20 protein-coding genes are annotated in these 20,570 nt (G+C 63.1%); 10 read left to right on the forward strand and 10 right to left on the reverse strand.

Features of this window, described 5'->3' with window-relative positions:
* Positions 1-46: 46 nt before the first annotated feature.
* The 4 genes from ACWAT4_RS27030 to ACWAT4_RS27045 form a co-directional block, all read right to left on the reverse strand.
* Positions 47-1,024, reverse strand: coding sequence for a HEAT repeat domain-containing protein (locus ACWAT4_RS27030; protein WP_449728512.1), 978 nt, complete (start codon positions 1,022-1,024; stop codon positions 47-49).
* A gap of 2 nt (positions 1,025-1,026) precedes the next feature.
* Entirely contained in the window at positions 1,027-1,260 is a 234-nt protein-coding gene (locus ACWAT4_RS27035; RefSeq protein WP_007593252.1) for a 4Fe-4S dicluster domain-containing protein, read from the reverse strand.
* A gap of 23 nt (positions 1,261-1,283) precedes the next feature.
* Positions 1,284-3,026, reverse strand: a complete 1,743-nt coding sequence (locus ACWAT4_RS27040) for a fumarate reductase/succinate dehydrogenase flavoprotein subunit (protein ID WP_449728513.1) — start codon at positions 3,024-3,026, stop codon at positions 1,284-1,286.
* Between the two features lie 102 nt (positions 3,027-3,128).
* Positions 3,129-3,902, reverse strand: a complete 774-nt coding sequence (locus ACWAT4_RS27045; RefSeq protein ID WP_449728514.1) for a ferredoxin--NADP reductase — start codon at positions 3,900-3,902, stop codon at positions 3,129-3,131.
* 216 nt (positions 3,903-4,118) lie between these two features.
* Between ACWAT4_RS27045 and ACWAT4_RS27050 the strand changes: the two genes are divergently transcribed.
* The 5 genes from ACWAT4_RS27050 to ACWAT4_RS27070 all read left to right on the forward strand — a co-directional run bounded on the left by ACWAT4_RS27050 (position 4,119) and on the right by ACWAT4_RS27070 (position 8,638).
* The gene (locus ACWAT4_RS27050; RefSeq protein ID WP_212300719.1) at positions 4,119-4,415 is read left to right on the forward strand and encodes a DUF971 domain-containing protein; all 297 of its coding nucleotides are present in this window, start codon (positions 4,119-4,121) and stop codon (positions 4,413-4,415) included.
* A gap of 75 nt (positions 4,416-4,490) precedes the next feature.
* Entirely contained in the window at positions 4,491-5,264 is a 774-nt protein-coding gene (locus tag ACWAT4_RS27055) for a Crp/Fnr family transcriptional regulator (protein ID WP_212300489.1), read from the forward strand.
* Between the two features lie 181 nt (positions 5,265-5,445).
* Positions 5,446-6,867 (forward strand): ABC transporter substrate-binding protein, encoded by a 1,422-nt coding sequence (locus tag ACWAT4_RS27060; protein ID WP_449728515.1) that lies wholly within the window; start codon positions 5,446-5,448, stop codon positions 6,865-6,867.
* On the forward strand, positions 6,864-7,769 hold the full coding sequence (locus tag ACWAT4_RS27065; RefSeq protein WP_449728516.1) for an ABC transporter permease: 906 nt from the start codon (positions 6,864-6,866) through the stop codon (positions 7,767-7,769). Before ACWAT4_RS27060 ends, ACWAT4_RS27065 begins: the two co-directional genes overlap by 4 nt.
* Positions 7,766-8,638, forward strand: coding sequence for an ABC transporter ATP-binding protein (locus ACWAT4_RS27070; protein WP_212300486.1), 873 nt, complete (start codon positions 7,766-7,768; stop codon positions 8,636-8,638). The genes ACWAT4_RS27065 and ACWAT4_RS27070 overlap by 4 nt, the downstream gene beginning before the upstream one ends.
* Positions 8,639-8,806: 168 nt before the next feature.
* Here ACWAT4_RS27070 and ACWAT4_RS27075 read toward each other — a convergent pair whose 3' ends face one another.
* Positions 8,807-9,865: a YeiH family protein gene (locus ACWAT4_RS27075; protein ID WP_212300485.1), complete on the reverse strand. Its 1,059-nt coding sequence runs from the start codon at positions 9,863-9,865 to the stop codon at positions 8,807-8,809.
* A 111-nt stretch (positions 9,866-9,976) separates the two neighbouring features.
* Complete coding sequence (locus tag ACWAT4_RS27080; RefSeq protein ID WP_212300484.1) at positions 9,977-10,195, reverse strand: hypothetical protein; 219 nt, start codon at positions 10,193-10,195, stop codon at positions 9,977-9,979.
* A gap of 281 nt (positions 10,196-10,476) precedes the next feature.
* On the opposite strand from ACWAT4_RS27080, the gene ACWAT4_RS27085 reads away from it, so the two are divergent.
* Complete coding sequence (locus tag ACWAT4_RS27085) at positions 10,477-12,387, forward strand: flavin-containing monooxygenase (protein ID WP_212300483.1); 1,911 nt, start codon at positions 10,477-10,479, stop codon at positions 12,385-12,387.
* 11 nt (positions 12,388-12,398) lie between these two features.
* On the opposite strand, the gene ald is transcribed toward ACWAT4_RS27085, so the two are convergent.
* Positions 12,399-13,514, reverse strand: a complete 1,116-nt coding sequence (gene ald / locus ACWAT4_RS27090) for an alanine dehydrogenase (RefSeq protein WP_212300482.1) — start codon at positions 13,512-13,514, stop codon at positions 12,399-12,401.
* Positions 13,515-13,648: 134 nt separating this feature from the next.
* Between ald and ACWAT4_RS27095 the strand changes: the two genes are divergently transcribed.
* The 4 genes from ACWAT4_RS27095 to ACWAT4_RS27110 all read left to right on the forward strand — a co-directional run bounded on the left by ACWAT4_RS27095 (position 13,649) and on the right by ACWAT4_RS27110 (position 18,552).
* Positions 13,649-14,128 carry an Lrp/AsnC family transcriptional regulator gene (locus ACWAT4_RS27095; protein WP_212300481.1) on the forward strand — a complete coding sequence of 160 codons (480 nt, stop codon included), beginning with the start codon at positions 13,649-13,651 and terminating at the stop codon, positions 14,126-14,128.
* 209 nt (positions 14,129-14,337) lie between these two features.
* Complete coding sequence (locus ACWAT4_RS27100; protein ID WP_212300480.1) at positions 14,338-15,525, forward strand: cupin domain-containing protein; 1,188 nt, start codon at positions 14,338-14,340, stop codon at positions 15,523-15,525.
* 85 nt (positions 15,526-15,610) lie between these two features.
* Positions 15,611-17,968 carry an Orn/Lys/Arg family decarboxylase gene (locus ACWAT4_RS27105; RefSeq protein ID WP_212444089.1) on the forward strand — a complete coding sequence of 786 codons (2,358 nt, stop codon included), beginning with the start codon at positions 15,611-15,613 and terminating at the stop codon, positions 17,966-17,968.
* A gap of 5 nt (positions 17,969-17,973) precedes the next feature.
* The gene (locus tag ACWAT4_RS27110; protein ID WP_449728517.1) at positions 17,974-18,552 is read left to right on the forward strand and encodes a GNAT family N-acetyltransferase; all 579 of its coding nucleotides are present in this window, start codon (positions 17,974-17,976) and stop codon (positions 18,550-18,552) included.
* Positions 18,553-18,555: 3 nt separating this feature from the next.
* Here the strand turns inward: ACWAT4_RS27110 and ACWAT4_RS27115 are convergent, their stop codons facing one another.
* The 3 genes from ACWAT4_RS27115 to ACWAT4_RS27125 all read right to left on the reverse strand — a co-directional run bounded on the left by ACWAT4_RS27115 (position 18,556) and on the right by ACWAT4_RS27125 (position 20,506).
* Positions 18,556-18,768 carry a hypothetical protein gene (locus ACWAT4_RS27115; RefSeq protein ID WP_212300477.1) on the reverse strand — a complete coding sequence of 71 codons (213 nt, stop codon included), beginning with the start codon at positions 18,766-18,768 and terminating at the stop codon, positions 18,556-18,558.
* Positions 18,769-18,909: 141 nt separating this feature from the next.
* Entirely contained in the window at positions 18,910-19,338 is a 429-nt protein-coding gene (locus ACWAT4_RS27120) for a flagellar basal body rod protein FlgC (RefSeq protein WP_449728518.1), read from the reverse strand.
* Between the two features lie 118 nt (positions 19,339-19,456).
* Entirely contained in the window at positions 19,457-20,506 is a 1,050-nt protein-coding gene (locus ACWAT4_RS27125) for a hydroxyacid dehydrogenase (protein WP_449728519.1), read from the reverse strand.
* Between the last annotated feature and the right edge of the window lie 64 nt (positions 20,507-20,570).

Consider the following 20,570-nt stretch of genomic DNA (forward strand, 5'->3'; position numbering starts at 1 on the left):
ATAAACGTCTGGTGGGGGAAGTCCAGAGCGGCAGGTTGCCCCGCTTCTATGCCCCTGCCCGCGCCTTCCGGGCCGCGATCTGCTGCAGCGCCCAGCGTGCGTTCTTGCGGACGTCGGGATCGGCATCATCAGCGATGACGGCCAAGAACGCTTCGCCGTCAGGATGGGCGATCTCGCCGAGGGCGGCAGCCGCCTCTTTCCTCAAGTTCGCCTGATCATGATTGACGCAATTGCCGATCGGCCGCACCGCGCGCTCGATCTTCATCCTGCCCAGGCTGCGGATCGCCTTCAGCCGTACTTGCCAGAACTCATCGCCGAGCGCGCTGACGAGCTGGTCAGCCGCGAGCAAGCCGTTGACGTTGAGACCGAGCGTCTCCGCGGCCATCTCGCGAACCATCCAGTCGCTGTCTTTCAGCGCGCGGATGATCGTCTCGGCCGCAGGCTTCATCTGCGAGAACGCTAGCGCACTCACCGCCGCCCGGCGCACATGGGCATCGGGATCGTTGATCAGTGCGGTCAGCGCCGGGATGGATTCCTCCAGCTTCAAAAAACCGATCACGCCGATCGCCTGCACGCGTACGGCGGCATCGGGATCCTGCAACGCCTCCAGCGCCGGCTTGAGCGTGTCCTTGCAACGCAATTCCTTCAGTGCACGCAATGCCCCCATGCGGACGAAGGCGTGAGCATGCTTGACCAGCGGCAGGATGATCCCGGCGCAGGCGGGATCCTTGAACTCCGCCATGCTGTCGGCCGCAGCCGCCGCCACGATCCGCTCCGGATCGACCAGGAGCTTCACGAGCGCGCTCGCAGCTTCCAGCCCATCGAATTCGCCGAGTGCCATCGCGACCTGCTGGCGTACGCCGGCGTCGGGGTCGGCCACCATGTTGGCAAGATGCGCGACAGCAGCCGGATCGCCGGAATGGCCGAGTGCGATGATCGCAACGCGGCGCTCGGCGGGATCGGCGGCCTGCAGCCGCTCGTCGGCATCTTCGAGATCGTCGTAGGATTCGAACGGGCTCGACATGATCACCTCAACAGATAGGGAATGTTGACGGTGACGGCGCCGGTCGGGCAATCGGCCTCGCAAGGCATGCAGTACCAGCATTCATCATAGGCCATGTAGGCCTTGTTGGTCATGTCGCTGATGCGGAGCACGTCGAGCGGGCAGACGTCGACGCAAACGGTGCAGCCCTTGTCCGCGATGCACTTGGCGTCGTCGACGACCACCGGAACCGATGTCTGATAGGAAGCGAGAGGCATTTGATGTCTCCTGTTGCGATGGATCAGGCGGAAGCGCGGATACGCTGCTTGTCGTAGAGGTCCTTCTCGTCGTCGGCGATCGGCACGACGTAGGGTTCGACGGCGCGCTTCTCGCTGGTCATCTTGCCGTTCTGCTCGGACAGCAGCGTGTGGCAGAACCAGTTCTCGTTGTCCTTCTCCGGGAAATCCGTGCGCCAGTGATAGAGGCCCCAGCGGCTTTCCTCGCGGTAGAGCGAGGCGTGCACCGCCATGTCGGCGCAGTCCATGATCGACTGCACCTCGAGCGCGCGCAGCAGCTCGTGCGCATTGCGGGCGATCATGCGCTCCTGCATGTCCTCGCGCGCCTCGGCGAGACGGCGCATGCCCAGCTCGTATTTGCGCGTGACCTTCGGTGGCTGAAGGTAGTCGTTGACGAGGCGGCGCGTCTTGTACTCGACCTGGTTGGGCGGAATACCGTCCTCTCGCTTGGTCGGCGCCAGCACGCGGTCGCGCTCCTTGGCCACATCATGCGCATCGAACTCCGCAAAATCGTGGCTGTCGGCAAATTCCATCGCATCGATGCCGGCAACGGAGCCGTTGGTGAAGGCGCCGAGCATGTAATTGTGCGGCACGCTCGCCATGTCGCCGGCGGCGTAGAGGCCTGGCACGGTGGTGCGTGCGTTGTCATCGACGAACACACCGGAAGCGCTGTGGCCGGAGCAGAAGCCGATCTCGGAGATGTGCATCTCGATCGAGTCGTTGCGGTAGTCGACCCCGCGTCCCTGCTGGAACAAGCCGCGCGTCGGCCGCTCCACCTTGTGGAGCGTGGACTCGATCTCCGAGATCGTGTCGGGATGCAGATGCTTGAGCTGGAGGAATACCGGGCCCTTGCCGGAGAGAAGCTCATTGTAGAACTCCAGCATCATCTGACCGGACCAATAGTCGCATTCGATGAAGCGCGAGCCTTCGTTGTTCGCCGTGAAGGCGCCGAAGGGCCCGGCGACATAGGCGCAGGCCGGGCCGTTATAGTCCTTGATCAGCGGATTGATCTGATAGCATTCGAGGTTCGCGAGCGCGGCACCGGCGTGATAGGCCATTGCATAGCCGTCGCCGGAATTGGCGGCGTTCTCATAGGTGCCGAACATATAGCCTGAGGTCGGCAGGCCGAGGCGGCCGGCGGCGCCCATGCAAAGGATCACGGCCTTGGCCCTGATCACCAGGACCTCGGCCGTGCGGGTGTTGACGCTGATCGCGCCGGCGATACGGCCGTCGGACGATTTCAGCAGCCGCGTTGCCATGTAGCGGTTGGAGATCAGGATGCGGGCGCGGCGGAGCTGGCGGTACAGCGCCTTCTTCACGGTTTCGCCGTTCGGCATCGGCAACACATAGGTGCCGATATGGTGCACCTTCTTGACGGCGTAATCGCCGTTCTCGTTCTTCAGGAAGCGGATGCCAAAACTGTCGAGCTCCTCGATGATCTTGTAGCAGTTCTGGGCGTATTTATAGACGGCCTTCTGATCGACGATGCCGTCATTGGCGATGGTAATTTCCTTGGTGTACTGCTCCGGCGTGGCGTAACCGGGGATGACGGCGTTGTTCAGCCCGTCCATGCCCATCGAGATCGCGCCGGAGCGCTTGACGTTGGCCTTTTCGAGCAGGACGACATTGGCCTTCGGGTTCTTCAGCTTCGCTTTCAGTGCCGCCATCGGGCCTGCCGTGCCGCCGCCGATCACCAGCACATCGCAGGAAACCTCCGAAAGTCCGTCGACGATCTGATCTAGTGCCATCGCTTGCTCCTGGTTCGCCGATCCCCGGCGCCTTTGCATCAAATTTGTTCAGGTGACCTTCCGGCGATAGCAATTAGTTGTCGCCGGAACGCGATTTGCGCCTCAGCGCTCGACGAAGGCCTTTTCGATGACGAAATGGCCGGGCTGGCTGTGGTTACCCTCGATGAAGCCGCGCGCGCGTAACATCGCGTGCAGCTCCTCCAGCATCGCCGGGCTGCCGCACAGCATGATGCGGTCGGTCTCGATATCGAGACTCGGTTGCCCGATGTCGTCGAACAGCTGGTTGGACGCGATCAGATCGGTGATGCGGCCGCGATTCCGGAATGGCTCGCGGGTAACGGTCGGATAGTAGATGAGCTTGTCGCAGATCAGCGGGCCGAAGAGGTCGTGATTGCGCAGGCCGTCGACGACGTGCTCGCCATAGGCGAGCTCCGAGACCTGGCGGCAGCCATGGGCGAGCACGATGGTCTCGTAATTCTCGTAGACGTCGGGATCCTTGATCAGGCTTGCGAACGGCGCGAGGCCCGTGCCAGTCGAGAGCAGCAGCAGGCGCTTGCCCGGGATGAGGTTACCGGTGATCAGCGTGCCCGTCGCCTTGCGGCCGACCAGAATGATGTCGCCTTCCCTGATCGTCTGCAGCCGCGTGGTCAGCGGGCCGTCCTGCACCTTGATCGAGAAGAATTCGAGCGCTTCCTCATGATTGGCGCTCGCCATGCTGTAGGCCCGCATCAGCGGCTTGCCTTCGACTTCGAGCCCGATCATGGCGAATTGACCATTCTGGAAGCGGAAGCCCGGATCGCGCGTCGCGGTGAAGCTGAACAGGGAGTCGGTCCAGTGCCTGACCGACAAAACCGTTTCCTTCTGAAATGCGCTCATGGTCTCTCCTTGGCCCTCGATGGCGCACAAGGTTTCGGAGAGAGCAGAGTCCGGCAACGCGGAAGTGACATTCCCGGTCGATTAGTTTCACATTTCGCGGGCTGTGATTGACGAGCAGGCACATCGCCACGTCGGCTGCACGCCCGCGCTGGCAATTAGTTGCTATCCGCGCCCGTCGGCGCCGACCTAGAAAGGAGCTGGAGGTTCGTCATGACCATGACCTTGGTGATACCGACCGTGACCGCTTGCGAAGCCAGCGCCGATCTCGCGACGCTCCGCATCCGCACCACGGATGGCGACGCGCTCAGCGTCCCTGCGGAAACACTCCGCCTCTCCTGCAAATGCGCCCACTGCACCCGCGCCCGCTTCGACGACCGCTTTCCCGAACGGTTTCCGGGCATCGCCATCACCGAGATCGGCGATCTCGGCTATGGGCTGAACATCTCGTTTTCGGACGGGCATAACAGGGGGATTTATCCGAAACCGTATTTGTTGAGCTTGGCGGGACGGTAAAGCGCCCGCTTGCCTACCCATCTGGCACGGACATTGCTCCTCTTTAGAACGATTTGAACGTTCCGGAGGCAGACGATGTTGCAGGCGGCGAGTGCGGTTCGCGGGACTGTTCCCCCGGCAGTGCGGCCTGCGGGCGGCTCCTCGCTGCTTCTCACCGAGAACCAGCAATGGATCGGCGGCCCACCGCCGTTGATGGATAAGCTTTCACCGCGCGAGCGGGAGCTGGTGCTGAAGCAGGGCCGGCGAAAAGTGCTTAACCGCGGCCAGACGCTGTTCAGCCAGGGCGGCAAGCATGACGGCATCTGGCTGATCGAGAGCGGCCGCATCCGCGTGTTTTACACCTCGCCACTCGGGCGTGAGATCACCCTGGCCTATTGGCATGTCGGCAATTTCGTCGGCGGACCGGAAGTGTTCGAAGGCACCGTGCATCAATGGTCCGGTGTAGCATCCAGCAATTGCAGCGTCGTGCACCTGCCCGGAAAGGAATTGCGGTCGCTTGCCGCAGAGATCCCGAACCTCGCGATCGGCCTCATTGAAGGCCTCACCTTCAAGGGCAAATGCTATTCGGCGCTGGCGCAAATGCTGGGAACACGCTCGATCACGCAGCGCCTCGCGCATCTGCTCCTGCATCTCGTCGAACTCTACGGCGTCGAGGACGCCGACGGGCGCGTGATTGCCGCAGCCTTCACCCATGCCGACATCGCCCACATGGTCGGCGCTACCAGGCAATGGGTCACGATCAGCCTGAAGCGGATGCAGGAAAAGGGAATCGTCCTGACCAAGCGCTCGCAGATCGTGGTCTGCCGGAGCGACGTGCTGGAGGAGATGCGTGGCCACGCGTCTGACTGAGAGAATTTGCGTGTAAGGCCGGTGCACAGGCAAGCGGCTTTATAGTGCAGGACTGCCCAAGGAGTATGCAATCAGCTTTTCCCGGCAACTAATCGACTGCGGCGCTCATTCCGGATTTGCCCTGTCCGGGCCCTCCACCAATCATGGCAACCACAGCACATCCAACCGAATGAGGATGAGAATGGTCCGCCATCTTTCCACGCTCTCCATCGCGATGTCGGTGACGTCACTGGCGCTAAGCCTCGCGCAGCCAGCCTGGGCGGAAACCGTCACGCTCGGCATCGGAACGCAGGACACCACGACCAACACGGTGACCGCGGGCGTCGTCATCCGCCAGTTGCATCTGCTCGAAAAATACCTGCCAAAGGATGGCAAATATTCCAACATCAAGTTCGAGCTGGAGTGGCAGAATTTCACGTCCGGCCCGCCCGTCACCAACGCGATGATGGCGAACAAGCTGCAGATCGGCATGATGGGCGACTACCCGCTGATCGTGAACGGCTTCACCTTCGACAGCAATCCCGAAAGCAAGAGCCGGCTGATCGGCATCGCCGCCTACAGCCTGTCCGGCTCTGGCAACGGCCTCGTCGTCCATAAGGATTCACCCTATTACGATCTGGCCGATCTCAAGGGCAAACTCGTCAGCGTGCCATTCGGCTCAGCCGCGCACGGCATGGTGCTGAAGGCGATGCAGGACCGCGGCTACGCATCCGATTTCTTCCAGCTCGTCAGCCAGAGCCCTGAGGTCGGCTCGACCAATCTTCAGGAGAAAAAGATCGACGCGCACGCCGACTTCGTCCCCTTTGCCGAGTTGCTGCCCTTCCGCGGCTTCGCTCGAAAGATCTTCGACGGCGTCGAAACCGGTCTACCGACTTTCCACGGCATCGTCGTCCGTACCGACTTCGCCGAGAAATATCCTGAGGTTGTCATCGCCTACATGAAGGCGCTGATCGCCGCCAACCAGTGGCTGCGCGACGATCCCAAGCTTGCGGCCGAGAAGATCCAGGAATGGACCGGCATCAACAAGGAGGTCGTCTACATCTTCCTCGGCCCGAGCGGCAACATGACCACCGATCCAACCGTCAAGCAGGCGCTGATCGATGCCGCTACCGCCGACGTCAAGGTGCTGCAAAATCTTGGTCGCATGAAGGAGTTCGATCCGAAGAAATGGGTCGACGACAGCTACATCCGCAAGGCCTACGCCGAGATGAAGCTCGACTATGACGCGCAGCTTGCGAGCACGAAGAACTACGAGATCTCGGGCGAAGACGCCTTCTGCAAGAAGCCGATCACCGAGCCGCGCAAGGCCGGCGAGGTCTGGGTCGATGATGCCGGCATCATGCCGTTCTCGTCGGCCGCCTGCACCCTCGGCGCCTACGCCGACTTCAAGGCCAAGGGCAGGAAGATCAACGTCGCCTATGTCTTCGACACCACGCGCGGCATCAAGCTGTTCGCCGACCAGGCCTTCTTCGCGGTCGGCAATGGCGACGTCGCACCGTTCCTGCTGAAGAAGGACGCGGAGGCCTATGCCGCCAAGATCAGCGGCAAGGTGCTCGGATTCGACGACGCGGTGAAGGCGGCGGTCAACGGAGGCAAAACGTGAGCAGTCCCGCCATCCTCAGACATCCCGAGGACAGCATGCCGGCAATTGCAGAAGCGGGCCCGGTGCCCGCCGCCACGCCGCCAGCAACACCACCCTCCTTCGGAACGCTCGCGCTGCGCTGGTATCGCCTGAACCAGGGCCGGTTGCGCGCGACTGCGATCGGCATCATCTCGCTGCTCGCCTTCCTGCTGGTCTGGCACCTGCTCACGAGCTACCGCGTCGTATTCTTCGTGCGCTTCACCAACGTGCCCTCGCCGCTTGCGGTCTATGCGAGCTTCACCAAGGCGATTCATGATCCCAAGTTCCTGATGCACATTGTGCTGAGCTCCCGGCGCATCTTCATCGGCTTCTCGCTTGCCGCGATCGTCGGCGTGCCGCTCGGCCTGATCATGGGCCGCTTCAAGCTGGTGCACGAGATCATCTTCCCGGTCGCGGAGGTACTGCGGCCGATTCCGGCGATCGCCTGGGTGCCGATGGCGATCATGCTGTGGCCAACCAACGAGCAGAGCATCGTCTTCATTACCTTCCTCGGCTCATTCTTCCCGATCCTGGTCAATACGCTGCACGGCATGTCGCTGGTCGATCCCGTGCTGGTGCGTGCCGCGCAATGCCTCGGCGCACGCGAGCGCTCGATCTTCCGCGAAGTGTATTTTCCGGCCTCGCTGCCGCATATCTTCACCGGCCTCACCATCGGCATGGGCGTCGCCTGGGTGTCGCTGATTGCGGCCGAAATGATCTCAGGCCAATACGGCATCGGCTACTTCACCTGGGAAGCCTATTCGCTGGTCCAGTATGCCGACATCGCGCTCGGCATGATCGCGATCGGCGTCCTCGGTCTCGGATCGAGCCTGCTGATCAGGGGTGCGGGACATCTGGTAATGCCGTGGAGGTCGACGAGATGAGTGAAAGTCTGGCGAGCGAGCCGAAAGGCCATATCGAGGTCAGCAATTTCTCGCTGAGCTATGACAGCATCGAGGGGCCGGTTCAGGCCGTCACCGACACGCAGATCCACGTCAAGCCCGGAGAGTTCGTCTCGATCGTCGGCCCGTCCGGCTGCGGAAAGTCGACGCTGCTCAACGCGGTCGCGGGCTTCCTGAAACCCACCACGGGCATCGTCACCGTCGACGGCGAGCGCGTGAGCGGCCCGAGCGCCGAGCGCGGCATGGTGTTCCAGCAATATTCGCTGTTTCCCTGGAAGACGGTGCGGGAGAACGTCGAGTTCGGCCTGAAGATGCGCGGCATGCCGCGCTCGCAGCGCGAGCGCGCCGCGCGTACGCTGCTCGGCCTCGCTGGCCTGGAGGCATTCGAAAAGCATTATCCGGAAAAGCTCTCGGGCGGCATGAAGCAGCGTGTCGGCATCGTCCGCGCGCTCGCGACCGGGCCGAAGGTACTGCTACTCGACGAGCCGTTCGGCGCGCTCGACGCACAGACCCGCGTCATCATGCAGCAGATCCTCACCAACATGTGGCAACGGCTGAAAATCTCGGTGCTGTTCGTCACCCATGACATTGACGAGGCGATCTTCCTCTCCGATCGGGTCTACTGCATGACCGCGCGTCCCGGCTCGATCAAGGCGGAGATCCCGATCCCGCTGGAACGGCCACGGCAGCAAGCGATGATGATGTCGTCGGAGTTTCTGGCGCTGCGCCGCGGGCTGATGTCGCTGATCCGCGAGGAAAGCCTGAAGGCGATGGGCGGCGAGATCAACGACATGGGCATGCAGGGGCTGAACATCGAGTTGCACGGCCATTCGCTGGCGGATGTGATCTGATCTAGCCGTCCCGCTCACGCTGATGACGGTCTCGCAGGGTGGGCAAAGCGACTTGTCCGCCGTAGCTCGAAGAGCGAAGGCGGAAGCGTGCCCACCACCTTAACTACAAGCCGAACTGGTGGGCACGGCGCTTTCGCGCCTTTGCCCCTTACGGCCGCTTCGCGTCCCTTACTTGAACCAGTGCACCAGCGCGATGCTGATCCCCAGCAGAAGCATCAGCGACAGCGTCACCGCCGCCGTCACCCGGCCGCCAACATTGGCTAGCACGCGCACGTCGACACCGAGGCCGAGCGCGGCCATCGACACCACCGTGAGGAAGCTCGTGATCTTCGTCACGGGCCCCACCACCGTGCCCGGCACGATCTCCAGCGAACGCAACGTCGCCAGCGCGAGGAAGCCGAGGATGAACCACGGCACCAGGCGGAAGAAGCCGACATTGGTCTTCTTGCCACCGGTCTGCCAGCGCGAGGCGACCAGGGAGAGGCCGACGACCACGGGCCCCAGCATCAGCACGCGCATCAGCTTGACCAGCGTGCCGATCTGCGTGGAGATCAGGCCCGCCGGCACCGTCGCCGCCAGCACCTGCGGCACCGCATAGACGGTGAGGCCTGCGAGGATGCCGTATTGCGTGGCCGACAGTTGCAACAGCGGGATCAGCAGCGGCAGGCCCAGCACCATCATCACGCCGAGGATCGCCGTAAACGAGATCGAGGATGCGATCTCGTCGCTGTTGGCGCCGATGATCGGCGCGACCGCCGCAATCGCGGAATTGCCGCAGATGGAGTTGCCGCAGGCGATCAGGATCGAGAGCCGGGTCGATAATCCGAGCATCCGGCTGAGACCGAAGGAGACGCAAAGGGCCACCACGACCACAGCGGCGATCGAGGCCAGCAGTGCGATGCCCGAGGCTGCGATGGCGGCAAAGCTGATAGAGGCCCCGAGCAGCATGACCGCGACCTCGAGGAGTTGCTTGGCGCTGAAGGCGATGCCAGCCTGCCAGCGGGGCGCCGGTTTCCAGAAGCTGCGCAGCGCCATGCCCAGCAGGATCGCCATCACCAGTGCCTCGACATAGGGATGCTCGAAAACGCCGAGTTCCGCCCGCTCGAGCAGGGCCGAGACGCCGGCAACGAGGACGCAAAGGAGAATGCCGGGAATCAGCGCAAGGACGCGGCTAACGGCAGTGGTGGGCCTGGCGTCGGCGGGGCTGGATGCTTGATTCTGCGACACAAATCTCTCCCAGAGGAGAAAGATTTATACGCACGACGATCCGATTGGGGAATAAGTTTTCGGCATATCAGGGCCGAGGGAAGTTCTGTCCTCGGTCCGGAATAATCGGCCTCAGAAGATCAGGCTTTTGGCGAGCGAAGCGACGCGGCTGAAGCCGTCATAGACGCCCGGCTCGAAGAACGCCGCGCGCGCGAGCACGATACCTGCGACCAGCGACCAGAACAGCATGGTGCCGGCCCGCAGCAGGAGCTTTGAGGCACGCGACGTCGGCTGGGTGTCCGTTGCGGACACCAGCTGCTCGCCGAAGGGCTCAAATCCAGTGCGTTCCATGGCCGTCAATTCCATCAAATTGTGGATGGAATGTCGTCGTTTCGGACCCAAACGGCAATGGAAGCGATTGGCGTTTTTGCCCTCCGGAGGGGAAACTCCTTCCGTGGGACGGTCCCGGGGCAATAGTTTTCTTCTTCCGCCCTATTCGGGCACCGGAAGGCGGCCGTATGCCGGCCGCGTAGACGATCCAGGGCTCCTCGACTACCGTGCCATGCCGCAAGGCCTCCGTTCGCTCCCTCGAAGATCGAACGCATGGGATTGCCGGAGATCAGAAGAAGACGATGAACATCGCATCTCCCCACCAGCGGCTCGACCTTGCCTCCGCGATTGCGGAGGCCGACATCCGCTGCCTGCTCATGGTGCTGGTGCACATGACCGGCGACGCGCGCTGGCTCGAACCGCCCTACCTGCCCAAGCGCGACATTCGCCTCATCCCCGATCCCGAAGCCGGTGTGCCCCGCGGTATCCAGGACGAGATCCGGGCCGCGGTCGTCAAGCTGTTTGCCGACGGCACGCCCAAACCAGTCATCACCGATCCCGGCGAAGAGCTGCTCCTCAAGATGATGCGAGCCTGCCTTGGCGAGAACGTCGCGCCGGAATATGCGCCGCTGATGCGCGAGGAGATGGGCTTTGTGTCGCGCGAGGTGCGCTGGACAGTGCGTCCTGCGGACGACAAGCTCGCTGAGCAACACGTACTCATTGTCGGCGCCGGCGTCTGCGCCATCGCGCTTGCCGTCGCGCTCGGTCACCTCGGCATCCCCTACACGATCGTCGAGAAGAACGCCGAGCTCGGCGGCACCTGGTGGATCAACCGCTATCCCGGCTGCGGGGTCGACACGCCGAACCATTCCTATTCGTACTCGTTCGGCTCCGGCAACGCGTGGACGCGCTATTTCTGCCAACGCGAGGAGCTGCTCGGATATCTCCTGAAAGTTGCCGACGAACACGGTATTCGCAAGCATTTGCGTGTCGACACCGAACTCATGTCATCGCGCTGGGACGAGGGCAAGCGGCGCTGGATCTCCACGCTGAAGACGCAGGCGGGCGAAGAGATCTTCGAATCCACCGCGCTGGTGTCGGCCATCGGCCAGCTCAATGACCCCTCACGCGCACACTTCAAGGGTGAAGAAGACTTCAAAGGCACGATTCTGCATTCGGCCTTGTGGTCAGACGACATCAAGTTCGACGGCAAGCACGTCGCCGTGATCGGCACCGGTGCGACGTCGATGCAGCTGGTACCGGCAATCGCCGGTCGCGTTGCCTCCGTCACGGTCTATCAGCGTAGCGCGCAATGGGCGCGGCCGGTGCAGGGCTATGCGGATCCGATCAGCGAGGGCGCGCGCTGGCTGCTCGCACATTTGCCGTTCTATGCGCAGTGGTATCGCTTCAACATGTTCTGGCGTTATGGCGACGGACTACTTCCTTTCCTGCGCAAGGACCCGGCCTGGCCGCATCCCGAGCGCGCCGTCAACAAGGGCAATGACCGGCATCGCCAGGAGCTGACCGACTTCATCCTCACCGAGTTGAAGGACCGGCCCGACCTGATCGAAAAATGCGTGCCGACTTATCCGCCTTATGGCAAGCGCATCCTGCTCGACAACAACTGGTTCAAGACGCTGACGCGCGACAACGTCGAGCTCGTCACCGAGGCGATCGACCATTTTGACCAGAGCGGCATCGTCACCACCGACGGCAAGCACCGCCTCGCGGACGTCATCGTGGTCGCGACCGGTTTCAAGGTCACGGAGATGGCCGCCCGCCTCAACATCAGCGGACGCGACGGCAAGAATTTGCGCGCGGCCTGGGCCAACGATAATCCTACCGCGTTCCTCGGCCTCACTGTGCCCGATTTTCCCAACTTCTTCTGTATGCTCGGGCCGAATTCCGGCCCGGCGCATGGCGGCAGCGTCATCTTCCAATCGGAATGCCAGAGCCGCTACATCTCCGCTTGCCTCGTCAGCATGATCGAGCACGACGTCGCCGCCATCGACGTCCGCCGCGAGGTGCTCGACGATTACGTCCGCAAGGTCGACGCCGAGCACGAGGCGATGATCTGGACCCATCCGGGCATGAGCACCTACTACCGCAACGCCAGCGGCCGCGTGTTTTCAGCGATGCCGTGGCGGTTCGTGGACTATTGGCGCATGACGCACGATCCGGATCTGCGACAGTACAGGCTGACGAAAGCGTAGGGCTGACGATTCTACGCCGCCAACCCGCTCTCGACCGGCGCGAATTCCAGTCCGAGGCTCTCGGCCACCGCCTTGTTGGTGATGCGGCCGCGATGGACGTTCAGCCCGTTGCGCAGATGTGGATTCTCCAGCACTGCGGCAAAGCCCTTGTTGGCGAGCATCAGGCCGAATGGCAGCGTCGCATTGTTCAGCGCCTCGCTGGATGTCACCGGCACCGCGCCGGGCATGTTGGCCACGCAATAATGCACGACACGATCGATCTCATAGGTCGGCTCCGCATGCGTCGTCGCATGCGAGGTCTCAAAGCAGCCGCCCTGGTCGATCGCGACGTCGACCAGCACGGCTCCCGGCCGCATCGATTTGAGCATCGCGCGCGTGACGAGCTTCGGTGCGCTGGCGCCGGGCACCAGAACCGCGCCGATCACGACGTCAGCGGCAAACACCTCCTCCTCGACCGACTCGATGGTCGAGAAGCGCGTGCGAATGCGTCCGACGAAGAGATCGTCGAGTTCGCGCAGGCGCGGAAGCGAGCGGTCGATCACGGTAACCTCGGCGCCAAGGCCCGCGGCCATGCGCGCGGCCTGCGTTCCCACGACGCCGCCGCCGAGCACGACAACGCGTGCCGGCTGCACGCCTGGAACACCGCCCAGCAACAGTCCGCGACCACCAGCAGACCTCTTGAGCGCGGCGCCGGCGGCCTCGATGGCGAGGCGGCCGGCGACTTCGCTCATCGGCGCAAGCAGGGGGAGGTGGCCAGCCGCGTCGGTGACGGTTTCATAGGCAATCGCGGTGCAGCCGGACGCAAGCAGGCCCTTGGCCTGTTCGGGATCCGGCGCAAGATGGAGGTAAGTAAATAGGATCTGGCTTTCGCGGAGCTGGGCCCATTCGCTCTTCTGCGGCTCCTTCACCTTCACAATCATGTCGGACTTGGCGAAGATGTCGCGCGCGCTCGCCGCAATGGAGGCCCCTGCCCGCCCGTATACCTCGTCCGAGGCGCCGATGCCGTCGCCCGCGCCGGTTTCGACCATCACCTGATGCCCGGCCGCAACATATTCGCGGACGGCGCCCGGGGTGAGCCCGACGCGATATTCCTGGACCTTGATCTCCTTGGGCACACCGACGCGCATCCTGGGCTCCTTTTGATTCACTTGGGTGATCGTAGCGGCGCAGCCAGTTTGGTTTCGTGCAAATATCCGCTAGTTTCGCGCTCGTCGCGCCGGTTTCCGGCGCGGAAATGCCCTTTCACGCTGGAAACGAAACCTTGGCCCTCGACCGGAAAGATCTCGCCATTCTCGCGGAACTCACGACCAATGCGCGCGCCAGCCACACCGAGCTCGCCAACAAGGTCGGCCTCTCCAGCACGGCACTGGCGAGGCGACAAAAGGCGCTGGAGGATGACGGCTACATCCAGGCCTACCAGGCCGCGCTCGATCTGGCGCAGTTCGGCCTCACCACGACGGTGCTGGTGCGCATTGCGCTGGAGAGCCAGAGCGACGAGGCGCTGAAGGCGTTCGAGGCGGAGGTGGTGAAGTGCCCCTCCGTCGTGCGCTGCTTCCTGATGTCGGGCACCGACGACTACATCCTGATCGTGCTCGCCCGCGACATCCAGGATTTTGAGCGCATCCATCGCACCGAATTGTCGCGGCTGCCGCGCGTGGCGCGGGTACAATCAAGCTTCGCGCTGCGCGAAGTGGTCAACCGCGCGGTGCCGACAGTGGTGTTCGGCGAGGCGAAGCGGTAGCCGAGTCGGCGGCTCCGCGAGCCGAGCTGTCAAGCACACCGCTTCACCGGCGGTTTCATTCCACCATCAAAGAAAGTTGAACTGCCCTTTCAGCCGAACGGTTGAGGCACTTTGGACCTGTTCATCAGACCCAATTGATAGGCCGCGACGTGACCGCGATCCGTTTCACGCAACCAATTCATTCAACCTTCTGGCTCTTGGGGTTCTCGATGTTCAAATCCAGCCGCCGTCTCTTCATTCAATCCGTTGCATTCAGTGCCGGCGTCCTCGGCGCCGCCAAGTCTGCGCTCGCAGCGCCCGACGGACATGCCGCCGGCTACGACGTTGCCCCCGCATCCGAGTTCCTGAAGACGATCCCGCGGAAGTCCGGAGATCCCGTGGTGTTCACGACTTCCCTCGACAAGGGACCTATCAAGGCCACATCCGGCGGCTGGGCGCGCGAGGTCACGACCCGCACCCTCCCGCTCGCAACCGGAATTGCCGGCGCGCATCTCTTCGTCAACGCCGGCGGCGCCCGGGAAATGCATTGGCATAATTCGGCCGAATGGGCCTATGTCGTCGACGGCCATTGCCAGGTGACGGTGGTCGATCCCGAGGGCCAGCTTGAAGTCGTCAATCTCGGTCCGGGCGATCTCTGGTTCTTCCCGAAGGGCCACAGCCACGCCATCCAGACGCTGGGGCCCGCGCCCTGCCACGCCATCCTCGCCTTCGACGACGGTCTCTACTCCGAGCACGGCACGTTCGGCATCAGCGACTGGATGAGCCGCTACGACGCGCCGACCTTATCGCAAGCGTTGGGCGTATCCACGGAGACCTTCAGCCCGAACCCGAAAGCCGAAACTTACATCATGCAGGGCGAGGTGCTTGCGCTCGACGGTCCACAGGCAAAGGTCGCTCGCGCGCTGGATCGCGACCGCACCCACCGGTTCGCGCTGATGGCGCAGAAACCGCGCGTAAGCACGGCGGGCGGGCAGCTCTACGTCGCCTCCGCCAAGGAGTTTCCGGTTTCGAGCACCATGACCGGAACGGTGCTCAAGCTCAAACCTGGCGCGATGCATGAGCCGCATTGGCACACCGACGCCAACGAGTGGCACTACGTGCTGAAGGGGCGCACCCGCGTGACCCTGTTCGCATTCGACAAGCGGGTCGCGGTCGCAGAGCTCTCGGCCGGAGAATGCGCCTACATTCCCGCCAATTGCGGACATTCCATCCAGAACATCGGCAAGGAGGACGCCGAGGTGATCGGTGTGCTCGACAGCGGCGCCTATCACGAAAGCAGCCTCGGCGACTGGCTGGCCAAGGCGCCGCGGCACCTGCTGGCCAACAATTTTGGTGTCCCAGAGGCCGCGGTGGCGAATTTCGGGCGGAAACGGATGGTCATCGCCAGCGCAAGCTGAGCGCTCCGTCAGGCACGACGTGCCGTCATAGAACTGTCATCGAATGTGCAGAGACCTGTCCGTCTCTGCATATTCGGGACACGCCATGGATTATTTCAAGCGCTTCAACTTCCTGTTCGCCGCACCTGTGTTCGACGCCGACGACCTCGAGGGCGTCCGCTTCAACCAGATCATCGAGGAGATCCAGCGCTCCGGCTTCGAGGTGGTCCGGGCTCGCAAGCTGGAGGACGCCGAAATCGCGGTGCAGACCGATGCGGCGATCGGTTGCATGGTGGTGGACTGGGGCAAGAAGGGGCTCGAGGGAAAGACCTCCGCGCTGATCAATCTGATGCGGCGCCGGGGTCTCGACTTCCCGATCATCCTGCTGATCCGGCGCAAGCGCTTCGAGGATTTGCCCGTCGAGGTGCTCGACTTCATCGACGGCTATGTCTTCCTGTCCGAGGAAACGCCGACCTTCATCGCCAAGAATTTGATCAGCCGGCTCAAGCAATATGCCGAGACGCTGAAGACGCCGTTCTTCGGTGCGCTGGTCGATTATGCCGAGGAAGGTAATCAGCTCTGGACCTGCCCGGGTCACAATGGCGGCGTATTCTACAACCGCAGCCCGATCGGCCGGGTCTTCGTCGAGCATCTCGGCGAATCCGTGTTCCGCGACGACCTCGACAATTCCGTGCTCGATCTCGGCGACCTCCTCACCCACGAGGGCCCGGCGCTGAAGGCGCAGAAGGAAGCCGCGCAGATCTTCGGCGCGGAAAAGACCTATTTCGTGCTGAACGGCACCTCGACCTCGAACAAGGTCGCGCTCGGCGCGCTCGTCACCGATGGCGACCTCGTGCTGTTCGACCGCAACAACCACAAGGCCGCCCATCATGGCGCGCTGATGATCAATGGCGGCATCCCGGTCTACGTGCCGACGATCCGCAATGCCTGGGGGCTGATCGGCCCGATGCGCTGGGACGTCCTCGACGAAAAGGCCCTGCGCGAGGCGATCCGTAACCATCCGCTGGTCACCGACAAGGACGCCTGGCGCAAGGAGCGGCCGTTCCGCGTCGCCGTGGTCGAGCAGTGCACCTATGACGGCACGATCCACAATGCCGAGATGATCCTGAAGCGCATCGGCCATCTCTGCGAGTACATCCTGTTCGATGAGGCCTGGGCCGGCTTCATGAAGTTCCACCCGCTCTATGCCGGCCGTTTCGCGATGGGGCTCGCCAATCTTCCGCCGGAAGCGCCGGGCATCATCGCGACGCAGTCCACCCACAAGCAACTCGCGAGCTTCTCGCAAGCATCCCAAATCCACATCAAGGACCGCCACATCCGCGGCCAGAAGCGACGCGTCGAGCACCGTCGCTTCAACGAGAGCTTCATGCAGCATGCCTCGACCTCTCCTTTCTATCCGTTGTTCGCCTCACTCGACGTTGGCGCACAGATGATGAAAGGCCGCTCTGGAGAAGTGCTGTGGGATGACACGATCCGGCTCGGCATCGAGTTGCGCAAGAAAATCCGCGCGATGCGCCGGGAATTCGAGGAGAAGGAACAGAACTCCGACCGCCGCTGGTTCTTCGAGCCCTTCGTTCCCGATCGCGTCGCCATCCCCGACGTCAGCCGCCCCGGCGCCGCGCACAATGTCGCTTGGGAGACGCTGTCGACCGACGAGCTCGCGACCAATCCGGCGCTCTGGCAGCTCGGGCCCGACAGCAACTGGCACGGCTTCCCCGGCATGGCCGAGGGCTTTGCCATGACGGATCCAAACAAGTTGACGCTGCTCACCCCCGGTTTCGACCGTGCCACCGGCAGCTACGCCGAGCACGGCATCCCTGCCCCGGTCGTCGCGCAATACTTACGCGAAAACCGAATCGTGCCCGAAAAGAACGACCTCAACTCCCTGCTCTTCCTGCTCACGCCGGGGGTGGAGGCGAGCAAGGCCGGCACGCTGATCTCGGGTCTCGTCGCCTTCAAGAGACTGCATGACGACAATGCGCTGCTCGCCGACGCCATCCCGGAATTCTATCAACGGCGGCAGGCGCGCTATGCCGGCGTGCGGCTGCGCGATCTCTGCGGCGAGATGCACCGCTTCTTCCGCGCCGCCGATGTCAGAGCACTCCAGGCCCGCCAGTTCATGCCCGAGCACATGCCTGAGATCGCGATGTCGCCGCGCGATGCCGCGCGCTTCCTGTTCAAGAACGACGTCGACTATCTGCCGATTGAGGCGATCGCCGGTCGCATCGCCACCACGCCCTTCGTGGTCTATCCGCCAGGGATCGCCACCATCGTGCCGGGTGAGCGGCTGACAGAACGGGCCAAGCCCATGGTGGACTATCTCAAGATGTTCGAGACCTGCTTCAACACGTTCCCGGGCTTCGATGTGGAAATCCAGGGCGTCTACAAAGAGGTCGATGCACAGGGTCGCATCGGGCTCTACACCTACGTCGTTGCCGAGTAGCTCCGATGACCGAAACAGCGATTGCGCGCACCGATGACGAACCGGTCCTGGTCCGGCCGTCACGCGAGAGCGACATCGAGGCGATGCTGGCGATCTACCGCCATCACGTCCGCAATGGCGTGCCACGCGATGTCGAGGGAACTGGTGCACCGGAGCCCGACGATCTGCGCGACCGGCGCAAGAACTTGAAGCAAACCCGCCTGCCGCATCTGGTCGCGACCTATCGCGGCGAGGTCGTCGGCTATGCCTATGCAGTGCTGTTTCGCAAGCGCCCGGCCTATCGCTATACGGCCAAGCACTCGATTTACGTCCACCACGAGCATCTCAGCCGCGGCATAGGACAGCTGCTACTCCAGGAGTTGATCGACGCCTGTGCGGCGGCCGGCTTCCGCCAGATGATCGGTTATATCGATGCCGACAACGCGCCCTCGCTAGCATTGCACGAGAAGTTTGGATTTTCGCGGGTCGGCCTGCTCTGCGGTGTCGCCTATCGGCACGGCCGCTGGTCGGATACCGCCATGGTGCAGCGTTCGCTCGGCGCCGGCGTCACCGCGCCGCCATTACTCACGGCACCCGGACGTTAAGCCTTAGGAGGGAAAGTCAGCCGGTCTGACCTGAATGCGGTCGGCATGCAGCGACCAGTGATGCAACGCCTGGTCCTGGCAAAACCTCGCCTTCGCCCGTTCCCTCGCTTCGTCCTCGTCGGCGGCGTCGATCTCAAGCGTGCTCTGGCAGATCTCGCTCTGCCGGCCGTACTGGCCGAGCACGTCCTTCATGAACCTGACGACATAAGTTGACATGGGACCTTCTCCTGCGCCGGCAGCACTCTAGTCCCATTTAGGCCTGACGAGGGAGGGAGATTTTGACGCGGATCAAAGCCCGGCGAGGTTCCCGCCGCCCATTCAGGCGGCGGCTCGCCTTCACGTCGTTATGTCGAGGAGCTACTTTTCCGTCTCGGAGTAAGCTTGAATGACCTTGGCGTTGGCGATGAAGCTGTACTTTGCGGTCGCCAATTCAGCGAATTCGCTGGCGAGATCGACGTTCGGCGCCGCGACAAGGCCGTCCTGGTTCGCGAAGGGAGCGGTTGGGTCGGATTGCGCGGAATAGCTCGGCGAGACTGTCGACACGGTCGCGATCGTACCACCTGGCGTCGTCCCGCCCGATTGGTCGACCTGATCGACCCGCAATGGCACGTAAGCCGCGGGAAACGTCGGAGCAATGCTCGAGCTGCCCGCAGCAGCCGATGTGCCCGATCCGCCCGACGCAGGTAGCGGGCCGGTCGTGCGAACATTGGCGATGTTGCTCGCGGCCACGTTCACGCGCAAACTCGCCGCAGAAAGTCCCGACGTCGCAATCGAATATATGCTCATGGGCCGTCATCTACAGGACAAGTGATACGCGTTCACTCACGTCATCGGTAAAATCCGCCGCTTTCTGTTTTCATCCTCGTAACCAGCGATCGGCGCGCGATCAGGGCTTCGCACACCCCTACCCCGGCGTGACGCCAAAAGCCTGCTTGAAGCGCTCGGCATAAACAGGCCAGACCTCGGGATTGATGATGCGCGGTGGCCGTTTGCCGTCGAGCGTCTCCAGCACCTGCTCAGCGGCGATGCGGCCCATGTTCTGGCGCGCCTCGATCGTGACGCCGGCGGTGTGCGGGCTCGCCAGCACGTTGTCGAATTGCAGCAGCGGATGCTCGGGCAGCGGCGGCTCCTTGGACCAGACATCGAGGCCCGCACCGGCGATGCGCTTGTCGCGCAAGGCCTGGAGCAACGCGTCCTCATTGTGGATGAAGCCGCGCGCCGTGGTGATGAAGTAGGCGTGCGGCTGCATCACGCCGAACTCGCGCATGCTGATCATGTTGCGGCTGCCCTTGTTGAGCGGGCAGGAGATCGAGACGAAATCAGAACGGCGCAGCAACTCGTCGAGCTCGACCTTCTCGCCGCCCCGCTCGGCCATCACCTCGGCTGTGAGGTAGGGATCGTAGGCCAGCACCTTCATGCCGAGCAGGCCCTTGCACAGCGCGGCGATGCGGCGGCCGACATTGCCGAGCCCAACGATGCCGACGGTCTTGTGCTCGACCTCGTTACCGACGGGCTCGTTGCGGTTGACGTTGGGCTCACGGCGCAGGCGGCGGTCAGACTGGATGATGCGCTTGGACAGCGTCAGCATCATCGCGAGAGCGTGCTCAGCGACGGAATGGGCATTACCGCCGGACTGGTTGACGACCAGCACGCCCGCATCGGTGCACGCCTCGACGTCGACGGGGTCGAAGCCTGCGCCGTTGCTGGAGACCAGCAGCAGGTTCGACGTGCGCTTCAGGAAGGCGGCATCGACATGGAAATGCGGTGCCAGCTCGTCGCGGGCGGCGCCGATCTGGTAGACATGGGCTGCGCTCAGGATCGGCGCGTAGAAATCCTCGGGACTCTCGTTCTCGATGCGGTCGAGCCGGACGTCGGGCCGCGCCTTCAGGATATCGATATAGATCGGATTGGCCAGGTACTTGACGTAGAAGACGCGCTTGCTGTTGACCGACATCAGGACCCTTCCGGCTCTCTCGCGGAGGCCCGCAAGGTCAGCGCAATGCGCGCTCCACACCTAG

The organism is Bradyrhizobium sp. T-1, assembly GCF_053592855.1.